The organism is Acinetobacter sp. ATCC 27244 (genome assembly GCF_000156555.1).
Classification (GTDB): domain Bacteria; phylum Pseudomonadota; class Gammaproteobacteria; order Pseudomonadales; family Moraxellaceae; genus Acinetobacter; species Acinetobacter haemolyticus.
In genome coordinates this window covers 1-258 of record NZ_GG666016.1, presented here as the reverse complement: position 1 = coordinate 258, position 258 = coordinate 1, and the positions used below count along the sequence as shown (strand labels likewise).

At 39.1% G+C, this 258-nt stretch carries 1 protein-coding gene; it reads right to left on the bottom strand.

Features of this window, described 5'->3' with window-relative positions:
* Positions 1-204: transposase (locus HMPREF0023_RS16420; RefSeq protein WP_190319067.1), on the bottom strand; the 204-nt coding region annotated here is incomplete at its 3' end.
* Positions 205-258: the final 54 nt, after the last annotated feature.

Here is a 258-nt window from a genome sequence, read left to right as displayed (position 1 = left end):
AAGACGGAATAGAGATTTGATCATTAAACAGCATTGAATCGCTGTATCGGAATAAGTTTGATTTCGTCCATGCTTGCCTTGTGGCTGTGCATACCATTGGGTCTTGGGATCAAACCAGATTGAAATATTTCCTCGCTTGATTAAAGCTTGGTTATACGAGGACCAATTAGTTGTACGGTAGATTTTAGGGGCAGGTTTCTTCATTTGGAAATTATATTGCTGAAGAAGCCTTCAAGAATAGCTTTATGCAACAAAGCC